We start from the raw sequence: 25,070 nt of genomic DNA, 5'->3' as shown, positions 1-25,070 counted from the left end.
CCACGCCGTCGGCGCCGGCGGTCACCTCGCGGCCCCGCGGAACTCGGCGTGCACCGGCAGGCCGGCGGGCAGTTCCGCCGCGTCCGCGCCCAGCGCGACTTCGGCGAGGTAGCTCAGCCGCGCCGCGTCGTCGCCGATCAGCGCGTAGTACGGAGTGAAGTCCGGCTCGCTGCGGATCATCCGCACCTTGCCGGCATACGGCGTTCCGCGGCCGGCCACGAACACCCGCACCGGATCGCCGACGCGCACGCCGGCGCGCTGCTGCACCGGCACGTAGATGCGCGCGTACGGCGCGTCGCCCGCCAGCAGGATCGCCAGCGGCGCGCCGACCGGCGCCTGGTCGCCGAGCTTGTACGGCAGGCTGTCGATGCGCCCGGCGCGCGGCGCCACGACGGCCAGCTTGCCCAGCAGCACCTGCTGCGCACCGACTTGTGCGTCGGCCGCCGCCAGCGCGGCCCGGGCCTGCGCGATCTGCTCCGGACGGGTGCCGTGCAGCAGTTCGTCCAGCGCGGCCTGTGCCGCCGCCGCCTGGCCATCGGCATTGCCGGCCGTGGCGCGGGCGCGGTCGAGGTCGGCGGCGGCCACGTAGCCGTTGCCCTTGAGCGGGGCCAGCCGCGCGTAGTAGGCCCGCGCCTCGCGCGCCTGCGCCTGCGCGGCCGCGAGGTTCGCGCGCGCCTTGTCGATGTCCTCGCGGCGCGGCCCGGTTTCGAGTTCGGCCAGCAGCTCGCGCTGCTGCCGCGCCTGTGCCTGCGCCGCGGCGAGTTCGGCGCGGGTGTGCGCGGGATCGAGCTGCAGCAGCGACTGGCCGATGGCGACCCGTTCGCCCTCGCGCACGTCGATCGCCACGACGCGCTCGGCCGCCGGGGCCGGCAGGGTGATGCGGTCGAACTCGAGCGTGCCCAGCGCCTGCGGCGGCGCCGGTCTGCAGGCGACGAGAACGAAAAGGACGGACAGCGCCGCCAGCGATCGGCGAAACATGCGTGCGGCATTCATGCATTTCCTCCCGGCCCCGCGGCGCCCACGCCGTGGGCAAGCAGCGCCAGCGTATGTCCAATCATCACTTCCGGCCCCAGCCCCTCGGCGCCGAACACGCGCCGCCAGATCGGCGCGCCGGCGGCGGGAAACAGGGTCAGCCCGACCAGCGAGACGACCAGCAGGCGCGGATCCAGCGCCGCGTTCAGCCGTCCATTCGCCTGCGCCGCGGCGAAGCGCCGAGCCAGCAGCTGCGGCACGCCCGGCACCGCCTGGGTGAACAGCACCTCGCGCAATGCGCCGCCTTCGCACAGCACCTCGCGCACCCACAGCGCCGGCAGCCAGGGGTGGCGTTGCACCGCCTCGCCGATGCCGCGGGCGAAGGTGCCGATCAGTTCGGACGGATCGTCGCCGGCGCGCTCCAGCCGGGCGCGCAGCGGCGCCAGCGTGGGCAGCAGGCGTTCGTCGACCAACGCCTGTACCAGCCGCTCCTTGTCGCCGAAGTAGTAATGCAGCAGCGCCGGCGTGACGCCTGCCGCGGTGGCGATCGCCCGCAACGAGGTCGCGCCGATCCCCACCCGGGCGAACTGCGCGATCGCGGCGTCCAGCAGGTGCTGGCGCAAGTCCCGGTCGTCGCCGCCGGGTCGCCCGGCGCGGCGGCCGGCCTTGGAGCGTTTGTTCGGAGTGGTCATGCCCATAAATTAATTCATCATTTAATTATTTGCAAACCGCTTGTCGGGCGGGCCTTCGCCATGGCCCTGTCGGCGCCGACGCGCTACTCTCGCGCCCCTATGAGCGAACTCAACCAGCGCGATTTCACCCTCGATCCCGAAGACAACGCACGCCTCGCCAACCTGTGCGGCCCGTTCGACGAGCACTTGCGCCAGGTCGAGCTGCGCCTTGGCGTGGAGATCAACCATCGCGGCGGCATCTTCCAGGTAATCGGCGAAGACGCTCCCGCGCGGGCCGCCGAAAAGGTGCTGCGCGCGCTGTACGCCGCCACCGGGGACGAGGCGCTGACCGGCGCGAGGATCAACCTGCAGCTCGCCGAATCCGGCATCGACGCGATCACCGAGGCGGCCGCCGAAGGCGCCCAGGAAGTGGTGATCAAGGTCAAGCGCGGCGTGATCAAGGGCCGCGGCCCCAACCAGGCGCGCTACCTGCACGCGATCGCCGGCCACGACATCAACTTCGGCGTGGGCCCGGCCGGCACCGGCAAGACCTACCTGGCGGTGGCCAGCGCGGTCGAGGCGCTGGAGGCGAACCGGGTGCAGCGGCTGATCCTGGTGCGTCCCGCGGTCGAGGCCGGCGAGAAGCTGGGCTTCCTGCCCGGCGATCTCAGCCAGAAGGTCGATCCCTACCTGCGCCCGCTGTACGACGCGCTGTACGAGATGCTCGGCTTCGAGAAGGTGGCCAAGCTGATCGAGCGCAACGTGATCGAGATCGCCCCGCTAGCCTACATGCGCGGGCGCACCTTGAACGATTCCTACGTGATCCTCGACGAGGCGCAGAACACCACGGTCGAGCAGATGAAGATGTTCCTCACCCGCATCGGCTTCGGCACGGTGGCGGTGATCACCGGCGACGTCACCCAGGTCGACCTGCCCCGCAATACGCGCTCGGGCCTGCGCCAGGCGATCGAGGTGCTGCGCGGCGTGGGCGGCATCAGCTTCACCTTCTTCACCTCGCGCGACGTGGTGCGCCACCCGCTGGTGGCGAAGATCGTGCGCGCCTACGAGGCGTTCGAGCAGAAGGACGAGGGCGGCGAATGAGTGCGGCGCTGACGCTCGCCGTGGGCTACGCCGTGCCGCGCGCCGGGGTGCCCGCGCCGGCCAGCTTCCGCCGCTGGGTCGAGGCGGCGCTGCGCGGGGCGAAGCGGCGCAAGCGCACCGAACTGGCGATCCGCATCGTCGATGCCGACGAAGGCCGCACGCTCAACCGCAACTACCGCGGCAGGGACTACGCCACCAACGTGCTGTCGTTCCCCGCCGAACTGCCGCCCGGGGTGGCGCTGCCGCTGATCGGCGACCTGGCGATCTGCGCCCCGGTGGTGGTGCGCGAAGCCGCCGAACAGGGCAAATCGCCGCGCGACCACTGGGCCCACCTCACCGTCCATGGCGTGCTGCACCTGCTCGGCCACGACCACATCGAGGAGGCCGAGGCCGAGGCGATGGAGGCGCTGGAAACCCGCATCCTCGCTGGCCTGGGCATCGCCGACCCGTACCGGTAAGGAGGCTTGTGCCCTGAACCGTCACGGGTTTTCCGCTAGAATCGGCCTTCCGCCCGGTTTCGGGCAGACACCCAACGAGTAATGAGCGACGACCCTGGCAGTACCAGCGGCCCGGCCCACCGAACCTGGTGGGATCGACTGGGCCACATGTTTTCCGGCGAGCCGCGCAACCGCGACGAACTGATCGAGGAATTGCGTTCCGCCCAGACCAACGGACTGCTGTCCGTGGACACCCTCACCATGGTCGAGGGGGCCATCAAGGTCACCGAACTGAGCGTGGACGACGTGATGGTCCCGCGCATGCAGATCGTGATGCTGGCCGCCGAGTCGCCGCTGCCCGACATCCTCGCCGCCGTGGTCGAATCCGGCCACTCGCGCTTCCCGGTGCACGGCGAGGACAAGGACGAGATCCTCGGCATCCTGCTGGCCAAGGACCTGCTGAAGTACTTCGGCGCCGCCGAGCATTTCGACATCCGCGCGATCCTGCGTCCGGCCGTGCTGATTCCCGAGTCGATGCGCCTGAACGTGCTGCTGGAGGAATTCCGCCTCAGCCGCAACCACATGGCGCTGGTGGTCAACGAGTACGGCGGCGTCGCCGGCCTGGTCACCATCGAGGACGTGCTCGAGCAGATCGTCGGCGAGATCGACGACGAGCACGACGACGAGGTGGAGCCCGAGCTGATGCACGAGCAGCCCGGCGGCGACTGGCTGGTCAGCGCGCTGACCCCGATCGAGGATTTCAACGAACAGACCGGCGCCGATTTCCCCGACGAGGAATACGACACCGTCGGCGGCATGGTCACCGCCGAGTTCGGCCACCTGCCCGAAGTCGGCGAAGAGGTCGGCATCGGCGACTACCTGTTCCACGTCACCGAAGCCGACGACCGCCGCGTGCAGGCATTCCGCGTGGTGAAGCGGTAGGAGCGCACCCTGTGCGCGATGCTTTTCCCTCACATGACTGAACAGCCATCGCGCACAGGGTGCGCTCCTACACCTACCTGCCGATGGGCCGCATGAACCTGATCAGCCGCAACCTCCTGCTGCTCGCGCTGTTGGCATTGGCCGCGCTCCCGCCCGCACGCGCCAGCGTCGCCAACGCACCCGGCGCCAACCTCGAGGTGTCGCTGGTCACCTACGGCCCCGGCGAAACCTACTGGGAGCGCTTCGGCCACGACGCGATCGAGCTGCGCGACACGGTCTCGGGCGAGGCGGCCAACTTCAACTACGGCGTGTTCGATTTCAGCGAGAAGAACTTCCTGCTGAACTTCGCCCGCGGCCGCATGCACTACCTGATGGATGCGGCGCCCAGCGATCTCGACGAGCGCTACTACGTCGAGGCCGGCCGCTCGATCACGCGCCAGCGGCTGGCACTGAACGCCGAGCAGGCTGCAGCGCTGCGCGACTTCCTGCTGTGGAACCTGCGCCCGGAAAACGCCGGCTACGACTACGACTACTACGTCGACAACTGCACCACCCGCGTGCGCGACGCGCTGGACAAGGCGCTCGGGGGCGCGCTGGAAACCCGGCTGAAGGCGCGCGCCGGCGGCATGACCTACCGCCAGCAGACCGTACGGCTGATGAGCGCGCAGCCCTGGCTGATGCTGGTGCTCGACCTTGGCCTGGGACCGTATGCCGACCAGCCGCTGAGCGGCTGGCAGGAAAGCTTCCTGCCCGAGGTGCTGCAGGCGCAGTTGCGCGAAGTGCATGTCGCCGACGGCCACGGCGTCCTGCGCCCGCTGGTGCAGGACGAACAGCTCGTCTCGCCGAACCGGCTGGACGTGCCGCCGCCGGCTGCACCCGACCTGCGCCTGCCGCTGGCCCTGGCCGGCCTGCTGCTGGCCGCGCTGCTCGTGCTCGCCCGCCGTGCGTGGCCCACCGGCTACGCCCTGCTCGGCACGCTGTACCTGCTCGCCGCCGGCGTCACCGGCCTGCTGCTGCTGGCCCTGTGGACGCTGACCACCCACCATTCGGCGTGGGCCAACGCGAACCTGCTGCTGTTCAATCCACTGGCCTTCCTGCTGCTGCCGACACTGTGGCGCTCGCGCCGCGGCCTCGCCGCCTCGCGCTTCATCGACGGCGTGATCGCGCTGCAGCTGTTCGCCTGCATGGCCGCCGTGCTGCTGCACCTGCTGCCCGGCACCGTGCAGCAGAACCAGCCGTGGCTGCTGTTCGCCCTGCCGTGCTGGCTGGCGCTGGCCTGGAGCCTGCGCCGGCACCGGTAGGTGCGGCCGCGCAAGGACCCCGCTGCCGCGCCGGCTCAATTGCCCCGCCTGCGGGCGCGGGGCATCATGCGCGCATGAACCTGATCACGCCGCCGACCGCGACACCGACCGCCGATCAGCCGATGGTGGTCAACTGCATCGCCTACAGGAACGACGGCACGCGGATCGGCGACGTCACCATCGACGCGATCAGCGATGTGCTGGCCGAACCGGATACCTTCGTCTGGGTCGGCCTGTACGAGCCGGACGAGGCGTTGCTGGAAAAGATCCAGGACGAGTTCGGCCTGCACGACCTGGCGATCGAGGACGCGCACGCCGCGCACCAGCGCACCAAGCTGGAGGCCTACGGCGACTCGCTGTTCCTGGTGGTGCAGACCGCGCAGCTGATCAACGGCGAACTGGCGTTCGGCGAAACGCACATCTTCTTCGGCCCGCGCTACCTGGTCACCGTGCGCCACGGCGCCTCGCAGTCCTACGCGCCGGCGCGGCGCACCTGCGAACACGCGCCGGAACTGCTGGCGAACGGCCCGAGCTATGCGCTGTACGGCGTACTCGATTTCATCGTCGACAACCTGCTGCCGATCGTGCGCGACTTTCGCGAGGAAGTGCAGCAGCTCGAACACGACATCTTCGGCGAGACGTTCAAGAGCAGTACGGTGCGCCGGCTGTACGACATGCAGCGCGACCTGATGACGCTGCGCCTGGCGGTGGCGCCGCTGCAGGACATCATCAACCAGCTGATCCGGCTGCACCCGAACCTGATCCCCGAGGTGCTGCACGCGTACTTCCGCGACGTCTACGACCATGCCTTCCGCGTCAACGAGGCGATCGGCGCCATGCGCGAGATGCTCACCGCCGCGATCAACGTCAACCTCTCGCTGGTGAGCCTGCGCCAGAACGAGGTGATGAAGAAACTCGCCGGCTGGGCCGCCATGCTCGCCGCACCGACCCTGCTCACCAGTTGGTACGGCATGAACTTCGCCAACATGCCCGAACTCCACCAGTCCTGGGCCTATCCCGCCATCATCGTGGTGGTGGCCGGCGTCGTCAGCGGCATCTACCTCGGCCTCAAGCGCGCCAGGTGGCTGTAGCCGGCGGCGGGCGGTTGTCGCTGCCATGCGGAACGTTCAAGATGTCCGCCGGCCTTCTCCCGCACGCGACCACCGATGAACGATTCCGCAAGCCGCATCCCCGCCGACGCCAACGCCCCGGTGGAAACCCTGCATGAAGGCCGCTGGCTGAGCCTGCGCAAGCGTGGCCGCTGGGAGTACGCCGAGCGCAACAACCCCGGCGGCGCGGCGATCATCCTGGCGGTGACGCCCGAGGACAGGGTGCTGTTCGTCGAGCAGTACCGCGTGTCGATCCTGCAGAACACCATCGAGATGCCGGCCGGACTGGTCGGCGACGAACGGGGGCGCGAGGGCGAGGACGCGCTGCTCGCCGCCCGGCGCGAGCTGGAGGAGGAAACCGGCTACCGCTGCCAGCGGGTGGAGTTCATCCATCGCGGGCCGTCCTCGTCCGGCATGAGCACCGAGATGATCACCTTCGTGCGCGCCTGGGACCTGGAAAAAGTCGGCCCGGGCGGCGGCGACGAAACCGAGAACATCGTGGTGCACGAGGTACCGCGCCGCGAAGCCGGCAGCTGGCTGTTCGCCCGCGCCGCCGAAGGCTATTCGATCGACCCGAAACTGTTCGCCGGGCTGTGGTTCATCGAGCACGGCCGGCGCTGACGCCTGGGCGCAGGGGCACCGGCACGCCATGAGAAAAGGCTCTCCGCGGAGCCTTTTCCCGGGTGGCCCCGCGCCTTTACCAGGCGCGCACGTCGACGATGCTGGCGGTGTAGCTGCTCATGCTGGACTCGTAGCGGAACAGGCGGCCCAGGTCGAAATTCACCGTGCCGCCGGGGGCGATGTTGGAGGTGCCGGCCGGCCAGCCCTGCTTGCTCTGCAGTACCTTGCCGTCGGCATCCTTGATCTCGATGCGGACCTGCGCGGCCGAGGGGGCGGCACAGTTGTTGACCAGCTCGCCGCGCAGGCTGAGGCGCGAAGCGGCGACACCGGGCCTGAAATCCTTGATGGCGAAATCGGTGGGCGAGCAGGCCGCGTGGGCGGCCAGCGGAGCGAGCAGCAACACGGCGGAAGCGGCGAATGCTTTCATGGGAACTCCATTGGCAGTGGGGAGTGAGGGAAACCGGGAAGCGCGAATGATCGGCCCCTCCATGTCGGCGCACGCGCGGGAATCTTTAGCCCGGCGCGGGGCGCCCCGGGCGTCGCGAGCAGGCTCTAAAGGTTCCGCCCGTGGTGCCGATGATCCCGGTGTCCGCGCTGAAAGCGTTTACCGGGATGGCCGATACCCATGAAAACACTCATCGTCTCCGCCGTATTGCTGCTCGCTCCGCTGGCCGCCCACGCCGACTGCAACCCCAGGGATTTCGCCATCAAGGATTTCCACCCGGGGTTCAACAGCATGGGCTCCACCATGCGGATCAGCCTGCGCGGCGAGCTGGTCAACAACTGTGCCGCCCCCTCGGCCGCGCAGGTCCGCGTCGACGTCAAGGATGCCGACGGCAAGGTACTGCAGAGCAAGCAGGGTTGGCCGGCCGGCACCTCCAACATCGCCCCCGGCAGCGCGGTGAATTTCGACCTGGGCCGCCTGTTCCACTACGAGTCCGGCATGAGCAGCTTCACCGTCAGCATCGTCGACGTGCGCACCTGGTAACCGGCGATCGTCGACCGCAGATGGCAAGAAGGCTCCGCAGGGAGCCTTTTGCCGCTTGTCCTTCGGTTCCGTCAGTGCAGCACGAACAGCTTGTCGAAACCGGCCACGCGCAGGGTGCTGCGCAGTTCGCCGGCAGCGTTGACGATGCGGATATCGGCACGATCGGCGCCGGCGTGCTCGCGCAGCAGCAGCAGCATGCCGAGCGCCGAGCTGTCCATGCGGGTAACTTCGCCGAGGTCGACGACATAGCTGCGCGCGGCCCTGCCGCTGCCCAGGCAGGCGTCGTGGAAGTCGCGATGGATGCTGAAATCGAAACGCTCGCCCAGCTGCAGGGTGAGGCAATCGTGTTCGCTGTCGTGGTGGACAATCATGGTGCCATCCTCAGAAGAGTTCGATCTCGCCGGCGTCCATCGAGTTCTGCAGGGCCGGGCCGCGCGAACGCAGGCGTGCCTTCTCGCGCTGGATCGCCAGCCGGCTGCGCACCCGCTGCGCGCGTTCGTCCAGTGCCCCGGCCTCCAGCGGCGCGCAGGCCAGCTCCTCGATGTCGCGGGTACACTCGGTGGTGACTTCCTGCAGCTCGGTCAGGCGGGTGCGGGTCTGGCTGATCAGCTGGCTGAGGATGTCCTCGAACTGCAGCGAGCGGATCGTGGTGGAGACGTCGCTGCCGAGTCCGCGGTTGATCTCGACCACCTGGTCGGCCACCGCGCTGGTACGCGCGTCGCTCTCGGTGACGTGGGCCATCATCGCGTCGATGCCGCCCTTGGCCGAGAGCGCCACGTTCAGGTCCTGCGACGCCATCGCGCCGATCAGGCCGCGCAACTGCTCCATCGCGGCGCGGGCGCGTTCGACATGGCTGCCGATCTGCTCGTTGAGCTGGTTGGAATTGCTGGCCAGGTTGCGGATTTCGCCGGCCACCACCGCGAAGCCGCGGCCGGATTCGCCGGCGCGCGCCGCCTCGATCGCGGCGTTCAACGCCAGCAGGTTGGTCTCCTCGGCGATGGTGTTGACGTTCCTCAGCAGGCCGAACACCGCATCCATCTCCTTCGCCATGCCGTCGATGCGGTAGACGATGCGCAGGCTCTCGCGCGACATCTGCACGATCATGCCGACGAAGTGTTCCAGCAGGTCGCCGGTGCGGGCGGCGAAATCCTGCACGCTGACGCCGCCGTCCTGCACGTCGATGATCTGCTTGAGCAGCGACTGCTGCAGCGCGGTCTTGCTGGACAGCCCGTCGAAACCCCCGCCCAGCTCGGACACCGCGTCGCGCAGCAGGTCCAGGCCCTGGTGCAGTTCGCGGGTGGCATGGCCGAGTTCGTCGACCAGCGCACCGCGCACATCCTCCAGCGCCTCGCGCACCGGTCCGCTGTTGGTGGTCGCGGCTGCCGGTGCCGCCAGCTCTCCCCGGGGACGCGCTTCGGCGGTCCACACCGCGGCCAGGGCGATCACCAGCACCGGCGCCAGCCATGCCGGGTGCCATGCCAGCGCCAGCAGCAGGGCCGCTGCGCTGGCCATCCAGCCATAGACCGGACGCTGGGCAAAAAGGGCGGGGGTGAATGACATGATCCGGGATCCGCAGGTCAGGCGCTGATGGCGCCGGTATGGGTTTGACGCGCCAGCGCAAGCAGGCGCGCCGCGATGTGGTCCAGCGGCAGCATCTCGCGCGCCGCGTCGAGCTTCCAGGCGGCGCCGGGCATGCCCCACACCACCGAACTGGCCTCGTCCTGCACCAGGGTGGCGGCGCCGGCCTGGCGCAGTTCGAGCAGGCCGCGCGCGCCGTCGTCGCCCATGCCGGTGAGCAGCGTGGCGATGGTGGCGGCGCCGGCGCTGGCCGCCAGCGAGCGGAACAGCACGTCGACGCTGGGCCGGTGCCGGTTCACCGGCGGCCCGTCGTGCAGCCGGCACACGTACTTCGCGCCGTCCCACATCACCAGCAGATGGTGGCTGCCCGGCGCGATATAGGCATGCCCCGACTGGATCGGCTGGCCGTCGTGCGCCTCGCACACGCGCATCGCCGAACAGCGGTCCATGCGCGCGGCGAACGGGCCGCTGAAGGCGGCGGGAATGTGCTGGGTCACCAGGATCGGCGGCGCATCCGGCGGCATCGCCTCGAGTACCACGCGCACCGCCTCGGTGCCGCCCGTGGAGGCACCGATCGCGATGATCGGACTGCCGCCGCGGCTGCCCGCTGACTGCGCCCGCGGCAGCACCGCATCGGCCGACAGGCGCGGCGCCACGTCCAGCTTGCGCACCGTGGTGCGCGCGCGCGGCTTCGCCTTCGCGGCCAGCTTCACCTTGGCGCAGATCTCCTGCGCGCTCGCACCGAAGCTGTTGGCCAGGTCGCTGCCGGGCTTGGCCAGGAAATCCACCGCGCCCAGTTCCAGCGCACGCAGCGTGACCTCGGCGCCCTGCGTGGTCAGCGACGAGACCATCACCACCGGCATCGGCCGCAGCCGCATCAGGTTTTCCAGGAAGGTCAGGCCGTCCATCCGCGGCATCTCGACGTCCAGGGTCAGCACGTCCGGGGCGAGTTGCTTGATTTTCTCGCGGGCGATCAAGGGATCCGCCGCCGTACCCACCACCTCGATCTCCGGATCGCAGGCAAGCATCGCCGACATCAGCTTGCGCACCAATGCGGAATCGTCGACGACCAGAACACGCACTCTTTCCATTGCCTACCCTGCCATGCAGCCGCGGCCCCGTCGCCAGCGACGGCGGCCCGGTCGATCGTCACGCCGGACATCCCGACGCTAGAACAGCTCGACCTCACCCTTTATCGGATCGTTTGCCAAACGCTTGAGGTAACCGCGCTCTTCGGCCACCAGCGCCACGTCGTCGCTACGGCGCAGCAGGCGCACGCGGACCCGGCCGCTGTGCGGGAAGAACTGCACCTGCCGGGGATAGACGTCGCCCAGATCCGCCGCCACCAGCTGCAGCTTCTCGGTCTCGATGTAGCGATGCACGAAATCGATGTTGCGCTGGCCCACGTCGCTGAGCCGGGCCAGCACGCGGCCACCGCCGAACACCTTGACCCTCAGGTCGGCGCGCCGGCCGCCCGCCTTCAGGATCGCGTTGATCAGCTGCTCCATCGCATCGCTGCCGTAGCGCGCGGCACGCCCGACGGTCGACGACCAGTCGTCGCGCTCGCCCATCGGCTCGGGCAGCATGAAGTGGTTCATGCCGCCGATGCCGCGGCCCGCATCGTGGATGCAGGCCGCCACGCAGGAGCCGAGCACGGTGCTGACCGTCTCTTCCTGCGCGCTCACGTAGAACTCGCCCGGCAGTACCTTCACGGTCATGCAGCCCTGCGCCGGATCCCAGAACCGCCGCAGGTGCTCGAAGCCCGGCGGTGCCGCGGAAAGCGCCGGCGCCACCCGACGGTCGGCCTTCAGTACCGGCATCAGCCGCGCTTCCGGTAGACGGTGCGGCCGATCAGTTCGAAGTCGTCGTTGACGCCGTGCAGCGATTCGGAATGGCCAAGGAACAGATGGCCGCCCGCCGGCAGCAGCCCGGCGTAGCGGCGAAACAGGCGCTGCTTGGTCGGCTGGTCGAAATAGATCACCACGTTGCGGCAGAAGATCGCGTCGAACGGCCCGCGCATCGGCCATTCGTGCAGCAGGTTCAGCGGCTGCACGGCCACCAGCTCGCGCAGCCGCGGGTGCACGCAGGCGAAGCCTTCGTACTCGCCCGAACCGCGCAGCATCCAGCGGCGCCGGCGCCCGTCGCTGATGCCCGTCAACCGCTCCAGCGGGTACACGCCGTTGCGCGCGGTTTCCAGCGCCTGCGGCGAAAGGTCGGTGGCGAGGATCTTCGCATCCAGGCCCGCGGCATCGTGACGCTCCAGCGCCTCGGCCAGCACCATCGCCAGCGCGTAGGGTTCCTCACCGGTGGCACAGCCGGCCGACCAGATCCGCAGCCGGTCGCCGCTGCGGCGCTTCTGCTGCAGCCAGCGAGGCAGCAGTTCGTCGGCCAGCAGGTCGTAGTGGTGCGCCTCGCGGAAGAACGCGGTCACGTTCGTGCTGATCGCGCTGGCCAGATCGCCCAGCTCGCTTTGCGGATCGTGCCGCAGCAGGTCGCAGTAGGCGCCGAAATGGCGCAGCCTGAGCGCCCGCAGGCGCCGTGCCAGCCGGCCCTGCACCAGCTGGCGCTTGTGGTCGCCCAGCGAGATGCCGCAATGCTCGCGCACGAAATCGCGCAGGAACCTGAACTCGGTATCCCCGAGCAAGGGGGCACCGCCGTCCGCCATGGCGACGGCGCCATCGATCGCGCCGGCGAGCGCCTTCATGCTCAGAACTCCTTCCAGGCCCCGACGGCAGCAGCGTCCGCCTCGGCGACGGCGCGCCCCGGCGGCGCCTTGCGCACCGCGGCGAACACCGCCTCGGTGGCCACGGCCACGTTCTTCGCGCGCGACGGCGACGGAACCGGTTCCACAGGCGCCGCGTCGTCGGCCAGATGGAAGAAGCCCACCTGGCTGGTGAGATCGCCGGCCTGTTCCTGCATGGCGCGGGCGGCGGCCGAGGCTTCCTCGACCAGCGCCGCGTTCTGCTGGGTCATCTCGTCCATCTGCATCACGGCGTTGTTGACCTGGTCGATGCCGGCCGACTGCTCCTGGCTGGCCGCGGCGATCTCGGCCACGATGTCGGTGACTTTCTTCACGCTGTCCACGATTTCGGCCAGCGCCTTGCCGGACTGGTTGACCAGCTCCGAACCGCTGCGCACCTTCTCCTCGCTGTCGGCGATCAGGCCCTTGATCTCCTTAGCCGCGCCGGCGCTGCGCTGGGCCAGGCTGCGCACCTCGGTGGCCACCACGGCGAAGCCGCGGCCCTGCTCGCCGGCACGCGCCGCCTCCACCGCCGCGTTCAGCGCCAGCAGGTTGGTCTGGAAGGCGATTTCCTGGATCAGGCCCACGATGTCGCCGATCTTGCGGCTGGAGGCGTCGATCTCGGCCATCGCTGCGATCGCCTTGCCCGCCACTTCGCCGCCGCGCTCGGCCTGCTCGCGGGCGCCGCGCGCCAGCTGGTTGGCGTGGCTGGCGTTCTCCGCGTTCTGCTTCACGGTGGAGGTCATCTCCTCCATCGAGGAAGCGGTCTCTTCCAGGCTGGATGCCTGCTCCTGGGTGCGCTGGCTGAGGTCGTCGTTGCCGCGCGCGATCTGCTGCGCCGCGCTGCTGACCGCATCGGAGCCGTGGCGCACTTCGCTGACGATCGCGCCGAGGCGCTCGTCCATCGTGCGGAAGGCGTCGAGCAGGCGGCCCAGCTCGTCCATGCGGCCCACCTCGATATGGTGGCCGAGCTTGCCGCCGGCGATGTCGTGGGCCACCTGCACGGCATGGTTGAGCGTGCGCACGATCTTGCGGATCACCAGCGTGGCGATCAGCAGCGCGAAGACCGCGCCCAGCAGCAGGGCGATGATGCTGACCGCGCGGATCAGCCGGAAGCGGCTGCTCTGCGCCTGGAACAGCGCCAGCGCGTCGGCGTCCTGCGCCGCAACCAGGTCGGCCATGCGCGCCTGGCGGTCCATCAGCAGCGGACGCACCTGCAGCTCGAGCAGGTCGCTGGCACCGGCGTCGCCCTGCTTGAGGGCATCGGCCATGTCCTTCAGCGCGCCCGCGTAGTCATCGTCGGTGGCGTGGTAGGCCTTGATCTTCTCGGCCACCTTGGCGCTGCGTGGGATCGCGTTCAGCTGCTTGCTGATCGCCGCGATCTCCTGCTGGTACTTGTCCACCTGGGCCAGCTTCTGCTTGACCTGGTCGGCCTTGCCGACGTTCGCGGCCGCCTCGCCCAGTTCCACGAACGCCATCAGCGAGCGCACGCGGATCGTGTTGGCCAGGTCGCTGGGCACCATCGCCTCGTCGTACATGTGGCGCATGCCCTCGTTCTGCAGCTGCATCGAACCCAGGCCGATGACGGCGCCGCCGATCAGCATGAACACGAGCATTCCGAGTACGAGGCGCAGGCGGCCGCGAACGGTGAGGGCGGGGATCTTGAACTTGAACGAGGGCATCTTCATGGGTGGTTCCTGTCAGGCCACGGCTTGTACGTCGGCGGCCGCGGGCAAGGCGGCTTCCAGCATCTGCGCGTCCTGCGGCTGCAACAATCTGTCCACGTCAAGGAGCAGCACCATCCGCTCGGCGACCGAGGTCAGCCCCTTGAGATATTCGGTGTCCACGGCCGTGCCCATGTCGGGCACCGGCCGCACGTCGCCGGCGGCCACGTCGAGCACGTCGGAGACGGCGTCCACCACCACGCCGAAATGGCGCCCGGCGACGGTGACGATCACGGTCACGGTGTTGGCGTCGTAGTCCTTGCGCACCAGGCCGAAGCGCAGGCGCAGATCGAGCACCGGCACGATCGCGCCGCGCAGGTTGAGCACGCCGAGCACGTAGTGCGGCGCCTGCGGGATGCGCGTCACCGGCGTCCAGCCGCGGATCTCGCGTACCGCGAGGATGTCGATCCCGTACTCCTCGTGCGCGAGGCTCACCGTGAGGTATTGCATCGGCACCGCCGTCTCGGCGGCGGATGCGGCTGCAGTGTTGGCTGACTGGCTCATGTGCGTTCCGCGGGGACACGCTGTCCCCCTTGCCCTGGAATGGCTATCGGCCGCCGTGCGGGTTTCTTGAATGCCGATGCCGTGTTGCCGCGCGCGGATGACACGCGTGCGGTGCGGCTCAGGCCACCTTGCGGCGGCTCTGCATGCGGACCATGCCGGCGACGTCGACGATCAGCGCCACCGAGCCGTCGGCCAGGATGGTGGCGCCGGAAACGCCACTGACGCGCCGGTAGTTCGCCTCCAGCGACTTCACCACCGCCTGCTGCTGGCCGATCAGGCCGTCGACGAACAGGCCCACGCGGGCACCCTCGCCTTCCACCACGATCAGCAGGCCTTCGTCGATCGCCCGCACCGCGTCCGGGCAGCCGAACAGTTCGTGCAGGCGGATCACCGGCAGGTAGTCGCCGCGGAAGCGGAACAGCTCGCCGCCGCCGACGACGGTCCTGATCGCCTCGCGCTGCAACTGGATCGACTCGACGATCGACACCAGCGGCACGATGTAGCGCTCCTCGCCCACCGCGGCGGTGAGGCCGTCGATGATGGCCAGCGTGAGCGGCAGGGTGATGGTGAACACGCTGCCCTTGCCCGATGTGCTGCGGATGGTCACCGAGCCGCCGAGGTCGGCCACGTTGCGGCGTACCACGTCCATGCCGACGCCGCGGCCGGACAGGTCGGTGGTGACCGCGGCGGTGGAGAAGCCCGGCTGGAAGATCAGGTCGGCCACCGCCTCGTCGCCGAGTCCCTCGCCGCTGGCGATCAGGCCGCGCTGCACCGCCTTCGCCACGATCGCCTCGCGGTTGAGGCCGGCGCCGTCGTCGCTCACCTCGACCACGATGTTGCCGCCGCGGTGCGAGGCTTCCAGCCGCAGCGTGCCGGTGTCGCCCTTGCCCGCGGCACGGCGCTGCGCGGGCAGCTCCAGGCCGTGGTCGATGGCGTTGCGCACCAGGTGCACCAGCGGATCGCCGATCTTCTCCAGCACCGTCTTGTCCAGCTCGGTGTGCTCGCCGACCAGCTCCAGCCGCACCTGCTTGCCGAGTTTCTGGCTGATGTCGCGCACCATCCGCGGGAAGCGGTTGAACACCGAGGCGATCGGCAGCATGCGGATGCCCATCACGCTTTCCTGCAGCTCGCGCGTGTGCCGCGCCAGCTGCGCCAGCCCCTGTTCGAGCAGGGCCAGCCGCGAGGCGTCGACGCCGTCGCGGAAGGTGTCGAGCATGGACTGGGTGATCACCAGCTCGCCGACCAGGTTGATCAGGCCGTCGATCTTGTCGATCGCCACGCGCACCGTGCTGGATTCGGCGCTGGTCTCGCGCTGCGCGCGGGCGGCGGCGACGTCGGCCACCGGCGCCGCGGGTGCGGCGGGTGCCGTAGCAGCGGGTGCCACCACGTGCTTCGGCTCGATCGCCAGCTCGCATTCGCCTTCGACCCAGTCGAACACCGCGGCGATGTCCGCACGCTTCGCCGGCCCGGCCAGTTCGATGGTCCAGCCAAGATGGCACTCGGCCGGATCGAGCCGGTCCAGCGCCGGCAGGCGGTCCAGCTCGGCCGTCACCGCCAGTTCGCCCAGTCCGGCCAGCTCGCGGATCAGCCGCAGCGGATCGTTGCCGCCGGCCAGCATGCCCGGGTGCGGGCGGAAGCGGATCGTCCAGGCGTCGGCCTGGTCCACTTCGCGCCGCGCCTGCACACCGCCCGCCGCCGCGCCGCGACCCATCGCCGCGGCCAGCTCGCCGCGCAGGCCTTCGGCCACCGCGTCGTTGAGCGGCTCGCCGGCCCGCGCCCGGGCGAACATCCCGCGCAGGCAGTCCACCGTGCGCAGCAGCAGTTCGACGATGCCGCCGTCGATGGCGCGCTTGCCGCCGCGCACCTCGTCCAGCAGCGACTCCGCCTCGTGGGTGAACGAGGACATCTCCGGAAAGCCGAAGGTGGCCGCACCGCCCTTGATCGAATGCGCCGCGCGGAAGATGGTGTGCACCAGCTCCGCGTCGCCGCCGTCGTCCAGCGCGAGCAGCGACGACTCCATCGTGTCGAGCCCTTCCAGGCTCTCCTCGATGAACACCTGTTGGAACTGCGCCAGCGCGGCGTTGACCATGATCCTGCTCTCCGCGCTCAGCCCAGCACGCGCTTGACGGTGGCCAGCAGCTGCTCCGGGTCGAACGGCTTGACCAGCCAGCCGGTGGCGCCGGCCGCCTTGCCTTCCATTTTCTTGTCGGTGTGCGACTCGGTGGTCAGCATCAGGATCGGCACGCCCTTGTAGCTGTCCATCGCGCGCATCTCGCGCACCATCGCGATGCCGTCCAGTACCGGCATGTTGACGTCGGCCAGCACCAGGTCGAACGAACCGCCGCGCGCCACGTCCAGCGCCAGCTGGCCGTTCTCGGCTTCGGTCACCTCGTGGCCGGCGCCGCGCAGGGTGAATGCCACCATGCCGCGCATCGAGGCCGAATCGTCCACCGCAAGAATCTTTGCCATGCTGCCACCTCGTTCAGGCCGGCCTCGCGGCCGGCAGTTCCAGTATCCGGGCCAGCCCGAGCAGACCGGCCGCTTCGTTCAATGCTTCGCTCGCGCCGCGCCACGCCAGGGTGCCGCCGCGTTCGCCCAGTTCGCGCCGCAGCAGCACCAGCAACTGCAGGGCGGCGGTGTCGACACGCTCCACCTGCTGTCCGTCGAGCACGATGGCGCCGCGCTCCAGCACGCCCATCAGCTGCGCCTTCAGCGCCGCCTGGGCCGCGATGCGGCAATCCGGCGGCAGCGCCACCACGGCCGCGCCGGCATCCGCCTGTGCCGCGGCCTTCGCACCCGCCTGGGGTTCCCCGGTATCCTTCGCCGCCCGCTTGCCGGCCATGTCGCCACTCCGCTCGCGCCATCTGCGCTGACGGTGTGTTTATCGACCGCGGGCACGATCGCTTTAGCGCCAGCGCGGGCTCCTCAAGTTTGCCCGCACGCGGCCGATGCCCTCCGGGACGATCCCATCCGCGCAGCTGCGCTTTCGTGCAGGAACCCTCTTGATCATCCAGCCGACCAGCCTTGCCGCCCTGACCTGGGCCGGTGCCGCCTCCGGCAGCGCGGCGCAGAGCTGGCGCATCGGCAGCGTGCTGTCGGCGCGGCCGCTGGGCGTGAGTGCGCTCGGCCTGCAGGTGCTGCAGATCGGGGCGCTGACGGTGGAGGCGGACGTATCCGGCGGCCAGTTGCCCGCGCAGTTCCAGGTGCGCGTGCTCAGCCTAGGGGCGCAACCGCAGCTCGAAATGCTCGCGCACCCGGCCGACCCGGCCCTCCAGCGCGCCCTGCGCGAACGCCTGCCGCAGCAGAACGGCTATGCGCCGCTGCTGTCGACGCTCGACGCGCTGGCCCAGCGGCCGGTGCTGCGCCAGTTGCCGCCGGACCTGCGCGCGGCGCTGGCGCTGCTCGAACAGTCCCTGCGCACGCCGGCGGAGATCACCCGCGGCGAGGGGCTGCGCGAGGCGATCAACCGCAGCGGCCTGTTTTTCGAATCCCGGCTGGCGCTTCCCCACGGCAACCTGGCGGCCCTGGCCGCGGACGACTGGAAAGGCGCGCTGCTGCGCCTGGCCGGCCTGCTCGACCGGCGCGCCGCCACGCCGCCAGCGCCCGGCCGCGGCGATGCGGCGCCGCCGCTGCTGCAGCGCGGCCTGCAGGCCCAGCCGCGAGCGCCGTTGCCGCCGCTGCTCGCCGGCGAGGACGTGGAGCAGTTGCTGGACCGCCTGCACGGCGACGTGAAGGCCGCACTCGCACGGGTGGAAGTGGCCCAGCTGGAGGCCGGCGCCAGCCCGCTGCCGGCGTGGATGATCGAGATCCCGCTGCAGGGCGACGGCGGCCGCGACGTGCTGCAGTTGCACCTGGAATTCGTCGCCGACGCCGCCGACGGCGGCCGCGGCTGGACGCTGGGCTTTGCGCTGGATCTGCCGACGCTGGGTCCGCTGCAGGGCGAATTGCATCTGCGCGAACCGCGCTTGTCGGTGCGGTTGTGGGCGGCGCAGGCGGAAACCGCGCAGCGGCTGGAGCGCCAGTTCACCGCGCTGCGGCAGCGGCTGGCCGCGTGCGGCGTGCTGCTCGACCAGCTGAGCTGCCAGGTCGGCCTGCCGCAGCCGCCGGGCCGGCACAGCGCCGTGCTGCTGCAGGCCACCGCATGAACACGCCGCCGGTTCCTCGCCGGGTCGGCCTGCGGCTGGCCAGCGGCGACGGCGAGATGAAGGCGATGCCGCCCGAATCGCTGGAGGCCCTGCGCGCACGCGCGCAGTCGCTGGGCCTGCCGTTGCACCACGATCCGCAGATCGCCGCCCTGCTGGCGGCATTGCGGTTGCGCGACGACGTGCCGGCGTTGCTCTACGCCGCCGCCGCGTCGGTGCTGGCCGCCGTCTACGACGCGGCGGAAGAGTAGCCGCCGGGCCGGACCGCGCGGGCGTGCCTCGTCACGGGCCGGACGGCCGGACCTGCAGGATCAGCCTCGCCTCGTCGCGCGACAGGCCGCAGCGGGCGACCAGCTGTTCGGCATCGGCGCCTTCGCGCGCCAGCTGCTGGGCCAGTTCCCAGGATTGCCGGGCCGGCGGCGGTTGCTGGCCGATCAGGCCGACCTGCCGTTCCAGCCGTCCCAGTGCCGCCACCAGCATGGAGGTCGGCACATCGGCCGCGGCACGGGCCGCGTCGCCCCACAGCGCATCGACGCGTTGCTGCAGCCGGCGCGACTGGCGCCACAGGCGGAACAGCAGGAACGATTGCGCCAGCGCCAGCAGCAGCAATATGGCCACGCCCGCTTCAAGCCACATGGCCATCCTCCCCGTCCAGCCGGCACAGCCGGCGCACGTCGAGCAGGGCCACGAACCCGCCCTGCCAGGCCAGCACGCCGCTCACCGGATCGTCGCGGCGGTCGGCCCGCCCCGGCGGCGGCGGGGCGATCTCCCGGCCGTCGCTGCCGAGCAGCTCGCCGACCGCATCCACCCGTAGGCCGACCTGCTGGCCGGCATGCGCCAGCATCACGATGCGCACCGTCAGCGGATCCGCCGGCGGCGACGGCGACAGGCCAAGCCGGCGGCGTCCGTCCATCACCGGCACGATGCGTCCGCGCAGGTGGCGCACGCCGAGCAGGTCGCCGGCGGCGCCGGGCACGGGGGTCAGGTCGCCGTCGCGGATGACCTCGCTGACGTCGGCCAACGGCGCGGCGTACAGCTGCGCGCCGATGCGGAACGACAGCCAGTGCTGCTCGTGCGACGCGGACGTGGGGACGGTGGCGTTCATGCGATTGCTCCGCGAGCCGGCGGCCCGCTCATCGAACCGACGGCTGGGTCGACCTGGCGCGGCGGGCCAGGTCGGGGATGTCCTGGCCGCCGGCCTTCGCCGCGCGTCCGGTGCCGGCGGAAACCTCGGCGGTCGGGGCGGCCGGCCGGTCGCCTTCGCGCGCCGGCGGCGCCTCGGGCGAGCCGAACACGCGCACGGTGGGCAGCACGTCGGGAACCGGCGCGGGCACCAGCCCGGAAACCTGGCCGACATGCCCGGCGTCGCTCTGCCCGCGTTGCGCGGCCTGGCCATTGCCCATCACTACCACCAGCACCCGGCGGTTCTGGTTGCGTCCCTCCGCGGTGGCGTTGTCGGCGATCGGGCGCACTTCGCCCCAGCCGATGATGCCGAGCCGGTCCGGGGCGATCCCGTTGGTGGCGAACAGGCGCGCCACGCTGGCCGCCCGCGCCGCGGAGAGTTCCCAGTTCGACGGGTACAGCGAGGTGTTGATCGGCACGTCGTCGGTGAAGCCCTCGACCCGCAGCTGGTTGGCGAAGCGCGCCAGGATCGCGGCGAGGTCGCGCAGCACCGCGTTGGCCGGGTCCGACAGCTGCGCCACGCCGCTGGGGAACAGGATGTCGGTGCGGATCTCCACTTCCAGCCAGTCCGGCTTGTGCCGCACCACCACCAGCTTGCGGTCGATCAGCGGCTGCAGCGCCTTGCGCACCTGGTCCTCGATGCGGCCCAGCTCTTCCTGCGGCCTGGACCGGTGGGCCGCCTCGCGCCCGCTGCCGCCGCTCGCCGGCACCGGATGCGGCGGGATCGGCACCGCGATCGGCACGATCGACGAGCCCGACTGGCCGGCCGGGGCGGCGATCGCCGGCGCCACGTTGTGCGGGCGGATACGGGTCGGCGGCAGCGGCGCGATCGCGTGGCTGGAGCCGTTGAACGCCTCGATCAGCGATTCGGACATCACCCGGAACTTGCCTTCGTTGACCACCGAGACCGCGTACATCACCACGAAAAACGCCAGCAGCAGGGTCATCAGGTCGGCATACGGAATCGCCCATGCCTCGTGGTTCTGGTGTTCCTCGTGCCGGTGCCTCCTCATGGGACATAACCCTGCAGGCGCGCCTCGATCTGCCGCGGGTTGTCGCCCTGGGCGATCGACACCAGGCCCTCGATCAGGATCTCGCGCATCTGCGTCTGCTTGCTGATCAGGCCCTTCAGCCGCGCCGCCATCGGTAGCATGAACAGGTTGGCCAGCGCCACGCCGTAGATGGTGGCCACGAAGGCCGCGGCGATGCCGTGGCCGAGCTTGCTCGGGTCGGCCAGGTTCTGCATCACCGCCATCAGGCCCATCACCGCGCCGATGATGCCCAGCGTGGGCGAGTAGATGCCCGCCATCTCGTATACCTTGGCGCCGGCCAGGTCGATCGCCTCGCGCGTTTCCAGGTCCACCTCCAGCACGCTGCGGATCGCCTCCGGCTCGCCGCCGTCGACCAGCAGCTGCAGCCCCTTGCTGACGAACGGGTCGGGCTCCGCCTCGATCTGCGGCTCCAGCCCGAGCAGGCCCTGCCGGCGCGAGATCTCGCTCCAGCCGACGATGCGGCTGATCAGGTCGTCCGGCCGGTGCAGCGGCGGCCGGTAGACCATCGCCATCATCTTGAGCGCGTGCCTGAGCACCTTGCCCTGGGTCTGCACCAGCAGCGCGGACAGCGTGCCGAGGAAGACGATCACGAACGCCGCGGCGTTCCACAACGCGCCGATGTTGGAGCCCTTGAGAACGGTACCGACGATGATGACCAGGAAGGCCAGGATCGTGCCGACGATGCTTACCAGATCCATGGAGGTCAGCCGGTCGCTTGCAGTAGGGGGGAAGATTGCCCGGCGCCGTCGGCCAGGCCGGCCAGGTCCATCACCAGCGCCAGCCGGCCGTCGCCGGTCACGGTGGCGCCGGCAACGCCCGGCACGCCGTCGAACAGGTGCCCGAGCGGCTTGACGATGACATCCTCGCGGCCGAGCACCTCGTGCACCAGGCAGCCCAGCCGCTGGTGGCCGATGTGCAGCACCGCCACGTGCCGGCCCGCGGCCGACGCCGTACCGGCCCACTCGACCAGGTCGGCCAGCGGCAGGGCACGGCCGCGATGGCGGGCCACCAGCCGGCCGTCGAGCAGGCAGTCCTGGCCGTCGGCAAGCTCGAACACCTCCTCCACGTTGCCCAGCGGCAACGCCAGCAGGCGGGCCCCGACGCGCACCATCAGCACACGCAGCACCGCCAGGGTAAGCGGCACGGCCAGTTCCAGTTCGCTGCCGTGGCCGAGCTTCGAGCGTACCTGCAGGGTACCGCCGAGTTCGGCCACGCGCGTCTTCACCACGTCCATGCCGACGCCGCGGCCGGAGATGTCCGAGACCGTCGCGGCGGTGCTGAAGCCCGGGCGGAAAATCAGTTCGTAGCACTCGCCCTCGGTGAGTCGCGCGGCCTGCAAGGCATCGATCACGCCCTTCTCCACCGCCTTGCGGCGCAGGATTTCCGGATCCATGCCGCGGCCGTCGTCGCTCACCGCGATCACGATGCGTTCGCCGCGCTGGCTGGCCGACAGGCACACCCGGCCCTTGCGCGGCTTGCCGTTTTGCACGCGCAGGTCCGGCATCTCCACGCCGTGGTCGAGCGCATTGCGCAGCAGATGGATCAGCGGGTCGGCGAGTGCCTCGACCAGGCTGCGGTCGAGGTCGGTGCCCTCGCCTTCCAGCACCAGCTCCACCTCCTTGCCGAGCTGGCGGGCCAGGTCGCGCACGATCCGCGGGAAGCGCTGGAACAGGCGCCCCACCGGCTGCATGCGCATGCCCATCACGGCGGCCTGCAACTCGTCGGTGATCCGGTCCAGTTCGCCGGCGGCGGCGGCCAGCGCCTCGTCGCCGTGGCGCGCGGCCAGGCTGAGCAGGCGGTTGCGCGCCAGCACCAGTTCGCCGGCGTGGTTGACCAGCACGTCGAGGCGGCTGGTGTCGACCCGCACGGTGTTCTCCGCCGGCGCCGCATGGCGCGCGGCCGCCGGCGCGGCCGCCGGCGCGGGCGCGACGACGGGCGCAACGGCGGCTGCCGACATGGCTGCCGCGGCTGCCGCGGCAGGTTGGCCCTGCTGGCCGTGCAGCGCGTCCAGCAGGGCCTCGAATTCGTCATCGTCGATCGTCGCGGCCAGCCTGGGCGCAGCCGGCGGCACGGCCGGCACGACGGTACCGGGCGCAGCGCTGCCGTACATGCTGTCGAGCAGGGCCTCGAACTCGCTGTCGTCGATCGCGCCGCCCGCGCCTGCCGGCGCTGCGGCGGCCGGCGGCGCGGCAACGGGTACGGCGTGCGGCAACAGGGATTGCAGCAACGCCGGCGGCGGCATCGCCAGCGGTGCGGCGGCGCCCACTGCCGCCATCATGTCGTTGAGCAGGTCGAGCGTCTCCAGCAGCGCGTCCATGTGCCCGGCGCCGAGCACCACGCTGCCGTTGCGGGCCTCGTTGAGCAGGTCCTCGGCGTGGTGGCACAGCAGCACCATCGGCTCCAGCGCCAGGAACCCGGCGCCGCCCTTGACCGTGTGGAAGGCGCGGAACACGGCGTTCAGCAGTTCGCTGTCGCCGGGCGCCGCTTCCAGCCCGACCAGCTGCTCGCCCAGGCGCTGCAGCAGTTCGCCGGCCTCGACCAGGAAATCCTGGCGCAGCTCGTTGTCGAAGTCCGCGTTCATGGCGCCAGAGCCTGCTTGTGATCCCCAGGCGCCCCGCGCCAAGAGCTGTTTGCGCGCAGGCCGGGGAAGAACGAAGGTACGCGGGGAGGCGCCATGGATGGCGCCGGCTTTGAGGAGCGAGGAGTGGACGTCCGTCCACGGCCGAGAGATGACGCAGGCATGCGGGCAGACAGACCCGGCCCCGGAGTTGCCAGGTGTCGGGGTTGCCATCGAGTGGCCGCCATGCGGCAGCGCTCGGCTTTGACCCCCGCTTTCGCAAGGGCAGGCTCTGACGGCCGGTCAGGCGCTGCGCCACGCACTGCCGCATGGCGGCCACTCGATGGCAACGCGGTGGGCTTGGGGATCATAAGCAGGCTCTCTTCAGAACCCGAATTCGCTGAGCAGGCGATCGGCGTCTTCCTGGCTGGATACCTTGACCGCGTCGGCCGGCGCCTCGCTGCCGGCCAGCGCGCCGGTGAGGCGCACCAGTTCCAGCAGCGACGATTCGACCGTGCCGATGAAGCTGGCGACCTTCTTGATGCGCTGCCCGGTCAGGTCCTGCCACGACTGCGCCAGCACCATGTCGGCCAGTCCGTCGCGGCAGCTGCCGGCGAAGGCCACCGCCTCGCGCGCCAGCACGGCGGCGGCGTCGTTGCCGCTGGTCCACTTGAGGACCTCGCCGGCGTTGTGCCCCAGCGACTCCGCCTGCGGCCGCATGCGTTCGGCGAAATCGAGGCTGCGGTGCGCGGCGTTCGCGCTCATCTCCAGGACGTCCTGCAGGTGCTGGCGCGCGTCGGCGACGATGCCGGGCACGCCTTCCTGGGCCAGCTCGCCGCCGAGCCGGCGCACCGCATCGTGCAGGTCGCGGGCCAGCTGACCGAGCGCGCGGAACAGGCGCTGCTCGCGCTGGCGCACCATCGCATCCAGCGCCTGCTCGAAGGCGGGACCCTCGGGACTGTTCAGCAGTTCGCGCAATTCGGCCGGCAGCGTCTCGTCGGCGGCGAGGGGCGGAATGATGTTCATGTTCATGCGCTGACTCCGCTGGCGGCGATCCGTTCGAAGATCTTGGTGAGCTTCTCCTGGAGCGTGATCGCGGTGAACGGCTTGACGATGTAACCGTTCACGCCCGCCTGCGCCGCCGCGATGATCTGGTCGCGGTTGTTCTCCGCGGTCACCATCAGCACCGGCAGGCCCTTCAGCGAGGCCTCGGCGCGGATCGCGCGCAGCAGGTCGATGCCGGTCATGTTCGGCATGTTCCAGTCGGTCACCACCAGGTCGAACGGCTGGCTGCGCAGCATCGCGATCGCGCCCTCGCCGTCGTCGGCTTCCTGGATCAGCGGGTTGCTGAAACCCAGCTCGACCAGCAGGTTGCGGACGATCCGCCGCATGGTGGAGAAATCGTCCACCACCAGGATTTTCATGTTCTTGTCCAAACGTCTTCTCCGC

The 25,070-nt window shown here is 70.4% G+C and carries 29 protein-coding genes; 9 read left to right on the top strand and 20 right to left on the bottom strand.

The window, feature by feature from the left end:
• Window positions 1-21: 21 nt before the first annotated feature.
• Window positions 22-993 carry an HlyD family secretion protein gene (locus AC3WRN_RS08110; RefSeq protein ID WP_068095040.1) on the bottom strand — a complete coding sequence of 324 codons (972 nt, stop codon included), beginning with the start codon at window positions 991-993 and terminating at the stop codon, window positions 22-24.
• On the bottom strand, window positions 990-1,670 hold the full coding sequence (locus AC3WRN_RS08105) for a TetR/AcrR family transcriptional regulator (RefSeq protein WP_235604449.1): 681 nt from the start codon (window positions 1,668-1,670) through the stop codon (window positions 990-992). The genes AC3WRN_RS08110 and AC3WRN_RS08105 overlap by 4 nt, the downstream gene beginning before the upstream one ends.
• Before the next feature lie 93 nt (window positions 1,671-1,763).
• Between AC3WRN_RS08105 and AC3WRN_RS08100 the strand changes: the two genes are divergently transcribed.
• The 6 genes from AC3WRN_RS08100 (at window position 1,764) to AC3WRN_RS08075 (ending at window position 7,154) form a co-directional block, all read left to right on the top strand.
• Window positions 1,764-2,744, top strand: coding sequence for a PhoH family protein (locus AC3WRN_RS08100; protein WP_068095043.1), 981 nt, complete (start codon window positions 1,764-1,766; stop codon window positions 2,742-2,744).
• Window positions 2,741-3,202, top strand: a complete 462-nt coding sequence (gene ybeY / locus AC3WRN_RS08095) for an rRNA maturation RNase YbeY (RefSeq protein ID WP_068095045.1) — start codon at window positions 2,741-2,743, stop codon at window positions 3,200-3,202. The genes AC3WRN_RS08100 and ybeY overlap by 4 nt, the downstream gene beginning before the upstream one ends.
• Window positions 3,203-3,283: 81 nt before the next feature.
• Window positions 3,284-4,123 (top strand): CorC family transporter, encoded by an 840-nt coding sequence (locus AC3WRN_RS08090; RefSeq protein WP_068098996.1) that lies wholly within the window; start codon window positions 3,284-3,286, stop codon window positions 4,121-4,123.
• A gap of 83 nt (window positions 4,124-4,206) precedes the next feature.
• Window positions 4,207-5,424 carry a lipoprotein N-acyltransferase Lnb domain-containing protein gene (locus AC3WRN_RS08085; protein WP_492622614.1) on the top strand — a complete coding sequence of 406 codons (1,218 nt, stop codon included), beginning with the start codon at window positions 4,207-4,209 and terminating at the stop codon, window positions 5,422-5,424.
• Window positions 5,425-5,498: 74 nt separating this feature from the next.
• Window positions 5,499-6,515 carry a magnesium and cobalt transport protein CorA gene (locus AC3WRN_RS08080; protein ID WP_492622588.1) on the top strand — a complete coding sequence of 339 codons (1,017 nt, stop codon included), beginning with the start codon at window positions 5,499-5,501 and terminating at the stop codon, window positions 6,513-6,515.
• A gap of 75 nt (window positions 6,516-6,590) precedes the next feature.
• A complete protein-coding gene (locus AC3WRN_RS08075; protein WP_068095712.1) occupies window positions 6,591-7,154 on the top strand; it encodes an NUDIX hydrolase in 564 nt (187 codons plus the stop codon).
• A 76-nt stretch (window positions 7,155-7,230) separates the two neighbouring features.
• Here AC3WRN_RS08075 and AC3WRN_RS08070 read toward each other — a convergent pair whose 3' ends face one another.
• Window positions 7,231-7,581 carry a hypothetical protein gene (locus AC3WRN_RS08070; protein ID WP_492622587.1) on the bottom strand — a complete coding sequence of 117 codons (351 nt, stop codon included), beginning with the start codon at window positions 7,579-7,581 and terminating at the stop codon, window positions 7,231-7,233.
• A gap of 198 nt (window positions 7,582-7,779) precedes the next feature.
• Here AC3WRN_RS08070 and AC3WRN_RS08065 point away from each other — a divergent pair, with 198 nt between their 5' ends.
• Complete coding sequence (locus AC3WRN_RS08065; RefSeq protein WP_492622586.1) at window positions 7,780-8,142, top strand: hypothetical protein; 363 nt, start codon at window positions 7,780-7,782, stop codon at window positions 8,140-8,142.
• Between the two features lie 71 nt (window positions 8,143-8,213).
• Here the strand turns inward: AC3WRN_RS08065 and AC3WRN_RS08060 are convergent, their stop codons facing one another.
• The 10 genes from AC3WRN_RS08060 to AC3WRN_RS08015 form a co-directional block, all read right to left on the bottom strand.
• Entirely contained in the window at window positions 8,214-8,513 is a 300-nt protein-coding gene (locus AC3WRN_RS08060; protein ID WP_068095709.1) for an STAS domain-containing protein, read from the bottom strand.
• A gap of 10 nt (window positions 8,514-8,523) precedes the next feature.
• Entirely contained in the window at window positions 8,524-9,702 is a 1,179-nt protein-coding gene (locus tag AC3WRN_RS08055) for a methyl-accepting chemotaxis protein (protein WP_068095707.1), read from the bottom strand.
• A gap of 17 nt (window positions 9,703-9,719) precedes the next feature.
• On the bottom strand, window positions 9,720-10,811 hold the full coding sequence (locus tag AC3WRN_RS08050) for a protein-glutamate methylesterase/protein-glutamine glutaminase (protein ID WP_068095706.1): 1,092 nt from the start codon (window positions 10,809-10,811) through the stop codon (window positions 9,720-9,722).
• Window positions 10,812-10,889: 78 nt separating this feature from the next.
• Window positions 10,890-11,540, bottom strand: a complete 651-nt coding sequence (gene cheD, locus AC3WRN_RS08045; RefSeq protein ID WP_068095705.1) for a chemoreceptor glutamine deamidase CheD — start codon at window positions 11,538-11,540, stop codon at window positions 10,890-10,892.
• Entirely contained in the window at window positions 11,540-12,424 is an 885-nt protein-coding gene (locus AC3WRN_RS08040; protein ID WP_492622585.1) for a CheR family methyltransferase, read from the bottom strand. Before AC3WRN_RS08040 ends, cheD begins: the two co-directional genes overlap by 1 nt.
• Before the next feature lie 2 nt (window positions 12,425-12,426).
• Window positions 12,427-14,148: a methyl-accepting chemotaxis protein gene (locus AC3WRN_RS08035; protein ID WP_492622584.1), complete on the bottom strand. Its 1,722-nt coding sequence runs from the start codon at window positions 14,146-14,148 to the stop codon at window positions 12,427-12,429.
• Between the two features lie 12 nt (window positions 14,149-14,160).
• Window positions 14,161-14,688, bottom strand: a complete 528-nt coding sequence (locus AC3WRN_RS08030; RefSeq protein WP_068095703.1) for a chemotaxis protein CheW — start codon at window positions 14,686-14,688, stop codon at window positions 14,161-14,163.
• Window positions 14,689-14,806: 118 nt separating this feature from the next.
• On the bottom strand, window positions 14,807-16,777 hold the full coding sequence (locus AC3WRN_RS08025) for a chemotaxis protein CheA (protein WP_492622583.1): 1,971 nt from the start codon (window positions 16,775-16,777) through the stop codon (window positions 14,807-14,809).
• A 17-nt stretch (window positions 16,778-16,794) separates the two neighbouring features.
• Complete coding sequence (locus AC3WRN_RS08020) at window positions 16,795-17,157, bottom strand: response regulator (protein WP_068095700.1); 363 nt, start codon at window positions 17,155-17,157, stop codon at window positions 16,795-16,797.
• A 13-nt stretch (window positions 17,158-17,170) separates the two neighbouring features.
• On the bottom strand, window positions 17,171-17,530 hold the full coding sequence (locus AC3WRN_RS08015; RefSeq protein WP_492622582.1) for an STAS domain-containing protein: 360 nt from the start codon (window positions 17,528-17,530) through the stop codon (window positions 17,171-17,173).
• Window positions 17,531-17,690: 160 nt separating this feature from the next.
• On the opposite strand from AC3WRN_RS08015, the gene fliK reads away from it, so the two are divergent.
• On the top strand, window positions 17,691-18,833 hold the full coding sequence (gene fliK, locus AC3WRN_RS08010) for a flagellar hook-length control protein FliK (protein WP_492622581.1): 1,143 nt from the start codon (window positions 17,691-17,693) through the stop codon (window positions 18,831-18,833).
• The gene (locus AC3WRN_RS08005) at window positions 18,830-19,081 is read left to right on the top strand and encodes a flagellar biosynthesis protein (RefSeq protein WP_068095696.1); all 252 of its coding nucleotides are present in this window, start codon (window positions 18,830-18,832) and stop codon (window positions 19,079-19,081) included. Before fliK ends, AC3WRN_RS08005 begins: the two co-directional genes overlap by 4 nt.
• A gap of 31 nt (window positions 19,082-19,112) precedes the next feature.
• Here AC3WRN_RS08005 and AC3WRN_RS08000 read toward each other — a convergent pair whose 3' ends face one another.
• From AC3WRN_RS08000 to AC3WRN_RS07970, 7 genes are all read right to left on the bottom strand, one after another.
• Complete coding sequence (locus tag AC3WRN_RS08000) at window positions 19,113-19,466, bottom strand: DUF2802 domain-containing protein (RefSeq protein ID WP_068095694.1); 354 nt, start codon at window positions 19,464-19,466, stop codon at window positions 19,113-19,115.
• A complete protein-coding gene (locus tag AC3WRN_RS07995; protein ID WP_068095693.1) occupies window positions 19,456-19,935 on the bottom strand; it encodes a chemotaxis protein CheW in 480 nt (159 codons plus the stop codon). Before AC3WRN_RS07995 ends, AC3WRN_RS08000 begins: the two co-directional genes overlap by 11 nt.
• A 28-nt stretch (window positions 19,936-19,963) precedes the next feature.
• Entirely contained in the window at window positions 19,964-21,025 is a 1,062-nt protein-coding gene (gene motD, locus AC3WRN_RS07990) for a flagellar motor protein MotD (protein ID WP_492622580.1), read from the bottom strand.
• The gene (locus AC3WRN_RS07985) at window positions 21,022-21,762 is read right to left on the bottom strand and encodes a flagellar motor protein (protein ID WP_068095692.1); all 741 of its coding nucleotides are present in this window, start codon (window positions 21,760-21,762) and stop codon (window positions 21,022-21,024) included. The genes motD and AC3WRN_RS07985 overlap by 4 nt, the downstream gene beginning before the upstream one ends.
• Window positions 21,763-21,767: 5 nt before the next feature.
• Window positions 21,768-23,645, bottom strand: coding sequence for a chemotaxis protein CheA (locus AC3WRN_RS07980; RefSeq protein ID WP_492622579.1), 1,878 nt, complete (start codon window positions 23,643-23,645; stop codon window positions 21,768-21,770).
• 360 nt (window positions 23,646-24,005) lie between these two features.
• A complete protein-coding gene (locus tag AC3WRN_RS07975) occupies window positions 24,006-24,653 on the bottom strand; it encodes a protein phosphatase CheZ (RefSeq protein WP_235604450.1) in 648 nt (215 codons plus the stop codon).
• The gene (locus AC3WRN_RS07970) at window positions 24,650-25,057 is read right to left on the bottom strand and encodes a chemotaxis response regulator CheY (protein WP_068095690.1); all 408 of its coding nucleotides are present in this window, start codon (window positions 25,055-25,057) and stop codon (window positions 24,650-24,652) included. Before AC3WRN_RS07970 ends, AC3WRN_RS07975 begins: the two co-directional genes overlap by 4 nt.
• Between the last annotated feature and the right edge of the window lie 13 nt (window positions 25,058-25,070).

It is taken from the genome of Rhodanobacter sp. FW101-FHT13A11, assembly GCF_058790335.1.
The sequence above is the reverse complement of the archived record's forward strand: the minus strand, read 5'-3'. Positions and strand labels throughout refer to the sequence as shown.